Genomic DNA, 8,732 nt, shown 5'->3' with positions numbered 1-8,732 from the left:
AACCTGTACCCCAAGGGGGGTTCTTAGGGGGGAAAGCCCTAAGCGATTCTTTCCCCAATTTCTCATCGTGGAGAAATTGGGCCAAGCGGAGCGTGCTTGCCAGTCTGGCTAGGCTACGGCAGGGAAACAAAAAAGAAAGGGCCTATTTTGCAACAGGCCCTTTTCATATGCACGGCTTGGGTACAAAGGCCAAATACTTTGGGGAAATTACTCCTCCATCAGCTTCTCCATCTCGTCCAGCAGGGTGCCGAACAGATCCAGAGCGTCCTGGATGGGGGCGGGAGAGGACATGTCTACGCCAGCACCCTTGAGCAGGTCGATGGGGTCCTTGGAGCAGCCACCGGAGAGGAAGCCCAGATAGTCCTCCACGGCCCCCTCCTCGCCCTTCAAAATGCGGCGGGACAGGGCGATGGCAGCGGAGTAGCCGGTGGCGTACTGGTACACATAGTAGTTGTAGTAGAAGTGGGGGATGCGGGCCCACTCCAGGGCAATGTGGGGATCAGAGATCATGTCGGGGCCGTAATACTTCTCGTTGAGGGCCTTGTACTCGGCACTGAGCAGGTCGGCGGTGAGGGGCTCGCCCTGGGCGCACAGCTCGCCCATGCGCAGCTCGAACTCGGCGAACATGGTCTGGCGGTACAGGGTACCCTTGAACTGCTCCAGGAAGTGGTTGATGAGGGCGGCCCGCTCCTTCTTATCCGTGGTGCGCTTCAGCAGGTACTCCATGAGCAGGGCCTCGTTGCAGGTGGAGGCCACCTCTGCCACGAAAATCACATAGTCCCGGTACACCGGCTCCTGGGTGCGGTTGGACAGGTAGGAGTGGGCGGCGTGGCCCATCTCGTGGGCCAGGGTGAACATGGACTCCAGGTTGTCCTTGTGGTTTAAGAGTACATAGGGGTGGCACAGAGCGCCAGCGGAGTAGGCGCCAGACCGCTTGCCCACGTTCTCCCGCACGTCGATCCACCGATTCTCAAAGCCCTCCCGGATGATGGCCCGGTAACGCTCTCCCATGGGAGCCAGGGCATCATACACGGTGTCCTTAGCCTCGGCATAGGGGATGACCTTTTCCCCGCCGGACACCATGGGGGCGTAGATGTCGTACATGTGCAGCTCGTCCACACCCAGCAGCTTCTTGCGCAGGCGGATGTAGCGGTGCATCTTGTCCAGGTTGGCGTTCACCGTCTCGATGAGGTTGTGATACACGCTCTCAGGTACCCGGGTACCTGCCACGGCAGCAGCCAGGGCGGAGGGGTATTTGCGGGCGTTGGCGTAGAACTGGCGCTGCTTGGCCTCGGCGTTCAAAACGGCGGCGGCGGTGTTGCGCACGCTGCCATACACCCCATAGAAGGTCTCAAAGGCATTTTTCCGCAGCACCCGATCCTCGCTCATCTGGGTGGGGACGAAAGCGCCGTTGGACAGGGGCACCTCACGGCCCTCACCGTCGGTGGCAGCGGGGAAGGTGAGGTCGGCGTCCGTGAGCTTGCCGAAGATGTCCTCGGGCGCATGGGCCAACTCTCCCACGGCGGCCAGCAGCTTCTCCTCGGCATCGGACAGCACATGGGCCTTCTGATCCTGGATGATGGTCAGGTAGCGGCGGTACAGCTCCAGGCCCGGCTCCTCCTTCATAAACTCCTCCAGCTTGGCCGGGTCGATGGCGAGAATCTCCGGGGTCTCAAAGGACATGGCCCCGTTGATCTCCACGATCAGAGAGCTGACTTTGCCCTCCATGGCCTGGTACTGAGCCATACGGGTGTCCTGGTCTCCCTTGCGGTAGGCGTAGTTGGCCAGGTTGTTGAGCATGGTGCTGGCCTCCTGGGACAGCGTGAAGTACTCCAGCAGGGTGTGCCCGCTCTCCCCCAGCCGTCCAGCATAGGCGGACAGCTTGGCGGGATAGGTCTGGGCCACCTCAAACTCCGCCTGCCAGGCATCGTCGTCGGCATACAGATCGGTGAGGTTCCAGGTCTCCTCTACGGGGACCTGGTCACGCTGGGGAATGGCATTTGTGTGGGACATGGAAATTTCCTCCTTAGCATGTCAGTTTGATAGAGAAATCATAGCACAGAACTGGGATTCGTGCAAGGTATAGCTGCCACCCTTCCGCCTTAAAGTGCGGGTCTCTACTTGGGGCTGAGGCGGTTTACCTGTATCATACACTCCCCTGTTCGTATGTTTCGTTTGACCTTTTTCAACAGGGTATACTTGCTCTGTCCCTTGGTATAGTCCATATGTTCTTTGGGAAAAAAGGAGGTACATATTTGTCGCTGTCCCCCTGCCTCCCCAATCAAAAACAAGTAGAAAATCTGGGCATCCAACTGGTGCTCCAGCACAAAATCCGCCTGGATTTTTGAAAATCCCGCCTTTTGAGGCAGGTAGCGGAATATTAGGCGGTTGTTGTCCAGCAAACTTTCTAGTTGAGCAACATGTTCCAATCTCCGAATGTTTTCTTGGAAGAAAATACTCTTTTCCACCTGTGCTTGCGTCATTTTCCCCGATAGAATATGATCAAAAATTCTCTCTCGCTTCCCTCTGGATAACATCGGCATGTCTCTCATCTTGTGCAGTCCCGCCAAATGGTGGAAATGGGATTTGTCAAAGGCAATGGTGAAAGCGATGCTCTGTCCCTTGCGCCCAATTACAACGTCATATTCATAATCCAGCAGCCGAAAAAAAGCCTGTGCGCTATCATGTAGTATGTCCATGTTTTTCTCTCCCATAAAACAGCAAAGTGCCCCGCCACAAGGACGGGACACTTCGGAGCATTTTCTTTCGGCTCTTAGCCTAGCCGGCTTGAGGTAACACTGCACAACCCCTCCTGAAAGCTCTACAAGGCAATGCGTACCGGCACACTCCCTTGTGTCAACGCTTAGATAGACACACGCCGTTGCCTATCTGGTACTATCATTATACACACAAACCAAATTTATGTCAACCATTTTGCCCTTTCTGAAACACATGCACCCGGAAGTCTGCCGTCACGGTGAGCTCAGACAGCTGGCCCAGCCGCTCCACCCCGGCCTTGGGGGTCTTCCAGGCGTAGGGGGTCATGCCGAACAGGGCCTGAATGGGCTGCTGGCCCCAGAGGGTGAAGGTGGTGGTCACTGGAATGATATCCACATAGGTGAACCCTTCATACTCCACCCGCTCCTCGGGGTTGGGGTAGGGGGTGTCATAGAGCACCGCTTTCATTTCCATCAGGTGCAGGGGAGCGGGCACCACGTACACAAACAGCCCGCCGGGGCGCAGTACCCGGCGGTACTCCTCCAGGGCCAGAGGGGCAAAGCAGTCCACCACCACGTCCACGGCCTCATCCTCCACCGGCAGATGGTACACCGAGGCCACGGCAAACTCCCCCTCCTTCACCCGGCGGGCGGCCCGTTTCAGCCCCGCCTTGGACAGGTCTACCCCGGCAATCTGCACCCCCCGCAGTTGGGCCAGCCCCTGGGTGTAGTACCCTTCCCCGCATCCCACGTCCAGGATTTTGGGGCTTTCTCCCCCGTGGGCGGACACAGCGGCGCAGAGGGCGTCCCGCAGAGGGGCGTAGTAGTCTCCATCCAGAAAGGCGGTGCGGGCGGCGATCATGGCCTTGTCGTCCCCGGGGTTGGCCGAGTGCTTTTGATTGGCAGGCAGCAGATGGACATACCCCTCTTTGGCCACGTCGTAGCTGTGCCGGTTGGGGCAGGTATAGGTGCGCCCTGCCCGGGTGAGAGGGGCAGCGCAGATGGGGCAGCGGAACAGACTCATGGCAATCTTCCTTTTGTGGTTTGTTTTTCTCTATCTTATCCAAAACCACTCCAAAAGGCAAGGGGACACGCTCCGCCTCGTCCAGAACTGACGGAGAGGGCCTGATTTTTTCCATCTCCCAGCAGCACAGGCTTGCCGGCCTGGGCTTGCTCCGCAGGGTCTCTTTCTCAGCGATGAGAAAGAGACGAAAGAATCGCCAAAGGAGGGGCCTTCCCCCTCCTTTGGGAATCCACCCCGCTGTTCTGGGCTGTCAGGAGTTGCTTCCCAGACCGGGCCGAAGGGCGGGTGCCATACCAGGAGGGAAAGCGGCTCTCCTCTTCTCGATCGCTGCTGGGGTGGTGCGCCATTCTCTTGTTTTCGGCCCTCCCTGTGGCGCACCCCGGCCGACGGCGGCCGGGCGAGGCCGCTCCCCCAGACCTGAGGCCCTGGTGGAAGGAGCGGAAACTGCCAGCAGAGTAGAAACTGCCCAGAGATGTGCCCAGCCATCCAACCAGCCCCACCAGGCCCAGGGCCGACTTGGGCCTGTACAGGAAAAAATAATGAAATCCTGGGGTTTCCAAAGGGATCTCCCTTTGGTGGGTCTTTGGTGACTTTCTGCCCATCAGAAAGTCACCCCAGCGGAGCGTCGCCACCCGGCTGGCAAGCCTGAAACCAAGCCACCATAGACGCAGACAAAACCGCCGGAGAGACGCGCAGCATCTCTCCGGCGGGAGGTTATTTCACCCGGAAGGTCTTGGGCGCCCGGCGCAGCACCAGCACCAGCATCACCACCGAGTACACCACTGTCACCCCGAACACCAAAAGGGCAAACCAGGTGGGGGTGCTCTTGACCTGCAAGGCCGCATAGCACACTACATACATCAAAAAGTTCAGCAGCTTGAACATGGGGTTTTTGGTGTCCAGCTCCGAAGTGTAGGGCTGGAACAGATAGTACAGAGCCAGGGAGTGGGTGGCAAAGAACACCCCCAGGGACAAAAGGGCCAGCAAGAAGAGGATGAACTCTCCCACAGGGGGCCGTCCCCCCGCCAGGACGGTGAGAAGGACAAACATCCCGCAAACCGTGCCACTCAGCAGCAGGTTCACCCCGCTGAGCATACGCCAGCGGAGAAAGAAGTTCTTCAAAATGGCATCCCGCTCCCGGTACCAGCCGTAGCGCAGCAAAGCCAGGTCACAGTTGTAGAACATGGCCTTGCAGATGCGCTCCCCCACGGTGTTGTCCATGAGGTAGAGCAGGAACACACACATGGGCAGAGCACGGGTCACACGGGAGAACACCTCCACCATTTCCTCTCCCCGCCCCTGGAGCCCCAGCCACAAAATCCCTCCGCAGCCCAGTACCGTCAGGGCTGCCACAATGCCCACGGTAATGACCACAGGCTTGAGGAGCATCCGCCGATGACGGTGGAAGAAGACGGCCTGGAGGTACTTCCATCCGTGGAGACGGGAGAAGTCGCCCTTGGTGTCCAGGTCGCTGTCCCGCAGCTTCACCTGCTCAAACTGTACGCTGCTGGCCTTCTTCTTGGCGGCCTCTCCGGAGATCTTCTCCGCCTGACAGGTGTCCAGAATCAGCTCATAGTGGTGGGGATAGCGGGCAATGACCCGGGCGCACAGGCAGCCCACCGCCACCAGCAGGGTCACGGTGGCCGGATAGAGCAGGTATTGGGCCAGGTCGGGCACCGCCCCAAAAGACATGGGCACAAATGCAGCGGCCAGGCAGGCCACAACCAGTGCGAGAATATACATGGCCTTGGCGCTGGGTACACGGTGGAACTTGGCGTACAGCGCCAGGTGGAACCACTCCGCCACCATGCGCACACCTGCCAGGGCCAGGGACAGCAGCAGCCCCTGGAACACCCCCGCTCCCGTCAGGCCAGCCCACAGCAGCAGAAAGGGGGTAAACCCGGCAAAGGCAGACAGGTGGCTGGTGAGGATCTCGCTTTTCTGATATTCGGCGGCATCCATCCCCATCTGGCGCACACAGGTGTACTTCAGCTGGGAGGGCTGCACCGAGATGGGCTGCATCATGGTGCCCGCCACAAAGCTGAGCCAGAAGAAGATCCACACCGAGGTGGAAAAAGCCTCCTGGGAGAACACCTCCATGTCGGACAGCGCCAGAGGCACCAGCCAGATGACGGCCAGATAAATGGCCTTGCCCAGCAACGCCCGCACCCCTCGGTACAGGGTGACCAGGATGGACAGCACCAGCTTTCCCTCCCCGGCGGAGTACAGCTTGTCGGTGAACACCCGCTTCAAAAGGGGCACCCGTCCCAACCAGTAAATCAGCTGGTTCCCCGCCAAGGCGGAACGGATGCGGTAAATTTGCCAGGTACAGGTGAGGTTCATGCCTCCACCCCCTCCTCGTCCTCCTGGGTGAGCAGCTGGACAATGTAGGACTCAAACTCGGGGGTGTGGATCTTGGCGTTGTCCACTCCCTCCAGCTCCCCCTGATGGAGGAGGACGATCTCATCGCACAGATCCTGGGCCAGCTGGAGAATGTGGGTGGAGAAGAGGATGATGTGATCCTCCTTCATCTCCCGCAGCAGATTTTTCATCTCCAGCGCCGCCACCACGTCAAAGCTGGTCAGCGGCTCATCCAGCAAAATCACCGGGGGCCTGCCAATGAGAAAGCACAGCATCTGAATCTTGTGCTTCATGCCGTGGGAGTACCCCCGCATGAGCCGGTGGGCATCGTCGGCAGCCAGCCCCACCAAATCCAGCCACTGTTCCGGAGTGCGCCCGCTTTTGTCCCCGGTGATCTCCTGGAAGAACTTCACAAACTCCCGCCCGGTGAGAAACTCCGGCACCACAGGGGTGGAGAGCACATAGCCGATGTCACCCTGCTTGGGGGTGCGGGTCTGGCCGTAGTCATCCGCCAAAGTCACAGTGCCGCTGTCTGCGGGAAACTCGGCGGACAGGCAGTTGAACAAGGTGGTCTTACCTGAGCCGTTGCGGCCCAAAAGACCGTAGATTTTTCCCTTTTCAAAGGTGAAGCTGGCACCTTTCAGCACCTGCTTGGTGCCGAAAGACTTGGTGATTTGGTCAAGAATCAGCTGCATGGGAACGCTCCTCTCTCTGATAAATGGATTACTCCAGGTTCAGCCGGCGGCTGAGAATGTAGTTGGTGAGGACAAAGTGCACCGCACACCGCACCAGGTTGATGGCCAACCCCCACGCCACGGAGGTGAGCATCAGGTTGGAAAAGCCCTCCACATTGAGGTAGGCATCCGTTCCGGTGATGGTGATCAGGGAGTTGGTCAGGTCCGGATAGCCAAACAGGCCAATGACGGTGCCCACGGTGGACCAGGCCATGTTCAGCACGATGAAGGCCAGCACCGAGAAGCCCACCCGGTGGCTGCCCGCCAAATGGCCCAGAGCCATGGAGGCATACACCTGGGAAATGGAGCAGATGAGGCCCACAAAGAAGGAGATCACCATCAAAATCACCAGGGGGACAAAGTTGGGCACCTCTCGGGATGCCACCTTCATGGCCTGCCCCAGCACATCCCACATGCCGGGGAAGGAGGCGATGATGAACACCGAGGCCAGAGCCACCAGGGAGCTGAGCAGGGAGATGACCAGGGCGCTGATGAGCTTGGAGGTGATGAGCTGCCAGGTGTGCACCGGAATGGTGAACATGAGATACCCCTCATCCTTCAAAAGCCCCTGGTAGAAGCGGGCAATGATGATGACGATGGTCACCACCATCACCGCCACAATGAGCAGGATGTACAGCAGCACCATCAGGGAGTTGACCAGACCCAGGCCCCCCTCGGCATCCAGGCCAGCGCCGGTAAACAGGCGGTTGATGGTGGACACCACCAGCAGCACTCCCCACAGGGGAAGGAACAACTTGAAGATGGATTTGAAATCATATTTCAGCAGCTTAGAAAGCATTCCACTCACCTCCGTCGGGGTTGGCCCGGAACATATCCCGGAACACATCGTCCACACTCTTGCCCTCCTGCGAGCGGATGTCGTCCACGGTGTCGTGGCGAATCACCCGCCCCTGGTGGAGGAACACCACCTCGTCCAGCACACGTTCCACATCGCCGATCAAATGTGTGGAAATCATCACCGTAGCCTCGGGGTTATAATTGGTTAAAATGGTGTTGAGAATAAAGTCCCGGGCGGCGGGGTCCACCCCGGCGATGGGCTCATCCAGCAGATACAGGTGGGATTGTCGGCTCATGGCCAGACACAGCTGCAGCTTCTCCTTGGTGCCCTTGGACATGGACTTGATGCGGTCGGTGGGCTGGATCTTCAGGCTCTTGCACATGTCATTGGCCTTGTTCCAGTCGAAATCCGGGTAGAAGTCGGTGAAAAAGTCCACCAAATCCCGGGTCTTCATCCAGTCAGCAAAATACATCCGGTCAGGCAGATAGCTCACATGGGCCTTGGTCTCCACCCCGGGGGTGTAGCCATTGATGGTCAGGGAGCCGAAGCTGGGCTGCAACAGCCCGCACAGCAGCTTAATGAGGGTGGTCTTGCCCGAGCCGTTGGGGCCCAGCAATCCCACCAGCTTGCCCCGGCCGATGTTCAAATTCACATCCGTGAGCGCCTTGGTGTGGGAAAAGGTCTTGCCCAGTCCCTGACAGACGATCAAATCTTGGTTCATCTCTCTTCCTCCTTCCAGGTTTGCACAAACTCTTTGGCCTGCTGCTGGCTAAATCCCAGCTTCTCCATGCCGTCAAAATAGGCCCGGATCTGTTCCCTGGCCAGCTGCCGGCACATCCGGGCAAGCACCTCCCCGTCCTCGGTGACGGTGCGCCCCGCCGTGCGGTTGGTCACCACCAGCCCGTCAGCCTCCAGCTGGGCCAGCGCCCGCTGCATGGTGTTGGGGTTCACCCCCGCCTCGGCGGCAAGCTCCCGCACCGTGGGGATCTTGCTCCCCCGTGGGTATACCCCGGCGGAAATCCGCTGCATCAGCTGCTGGTGCAGCTGCATCCAGATGGGGCCGTTGTCCGTAATGGTCCAGCCCATGCTTCCACCTC

Annotated in this window: 8 protein-coding genes; all 8 read right to left on the bottom strand. The window is 59.1% G+C overall.

The annotated features are described in order from the left end of the window. Positions 1-207: 207 nt before the first annotated feature. The 8 genes from pepF to H9X86_RS07490 all read right to left on the bottom strand — a co-directional run bounded on the left by pepF (position 208) and on the right by H9X86_RS07490 (position 8,721). Positions 208-2,013 (bottom strand): oligoendopeptidase F, encoded by a 1,806-nt coding sequence (pepF, locus tag H9X86_RS07525; RefSeq protein WP_204900929.1) that lies wholly within the window; start codon positions 2,011-2,013, stop codon positions 208-210. Between the two features lie 104 nt (positions 2,014-2,117). Beyond that, complete coding sequence (locus tag H9X86_RS07520; protein ID WP_204900928.1) at positions 2,118-2,699, bottom strand: PBECR4 domain-containing protein; 582 nt, start codon at positions 2,697-2,699, stop codon at positions 2,118-2,120. A 226-nt stretch (positions 2,700-2,925) separates the two neighbouring features. Then, positions 2,926-3,741, bottom strand: a complete 816-nt coding sequence (locus H9X86_RS07515; RefSeq protein ID WP_204900927.1) for a putative RNA methyltransferase — start codon at positions 3,739-3,741, stop codon at positions 2,926-2,928. A gap of 714 nt (positions 3,742-4,455) precedes the next feature. Next, the gene (locus tag H9X86_RS07510; protein ID WP_204900926.1) at positions 4,456-6,084 is read right to left on the bottom strand and encodes a hypothetical protein; all 1,629 of its coding nucleotides are present in this window, start codon (positions 6,082-6,084) and stop codon (positions 4,456-4,458) included. Continuing rightward, positions 6,081-6,797, bottom strand: coding sequence for an ABC transporter ATP-binding protein (locus H9X86_RS07505; RefSeq protein WP_204900925.1), 717 nt, complete (start codon positions 6,795-6,797; stop codon positions 6,081-6,083). Before H9X86_RS07505 ends, H9X86_RS07510 begins: the two co-directional genes overlap by 4 nt. Before the next feature lie 28 nt (positions 6,798-6,825). Next, positions 6,826-7,635, bottom strand: a complete 810-nt coding sequence (locus H9X86_RS07500) for a hypothetical protein (protein ID WP_204900924.1) — start codon at positions 7,633-7,635, stop codon at positions 6,826-6,828. Further along, positions 7,625-8,356, bottom strand: coding sequence for an ABC transporter ATP-binding protein (locus tag H9X86_RS07495; protein ID WP_204900923.1), 732 nt, complete (start codon positions 8,354-8,356; stop codon positions 7,625-7,627). The genes H9X86_RS07500 and H9X86_RS07495 overlap by 11 nt, the downstream gene beginning before the upstream one ends. After that, complete coding sequence (locus H9X86_RS07490) at positions 8,353-8,721, bottom strand: GntR family transcriptional regulator (protein ID WP_204900922.1); 369 nt, start codon at positions 8,719-8,721, stop codon at positions 8,353-8,355. The genes H9X86_RS07495 and H9X86_RS07490 overlap by 4 nt, the downstream gene beginning before the upstream one ends. Between the last annotated feature and the right edge of the window lie 11 nt (positions 8,722-8,732).

It is taken from the genome of Pseudoflavonifractor capillosus (genome assembly GCF_016902575.1).
In the GTDB taxonomy this organism is placed as follows: domain Bacteria; phylum Bacillota; class Clostridia; order Oscillospirales; family Oscillospiraceae; genus Enterenecus; species Enterenecus capillosus_A.
This window is presented reverse-complemented; position numbering and strand designations above follow the sequence as displayed.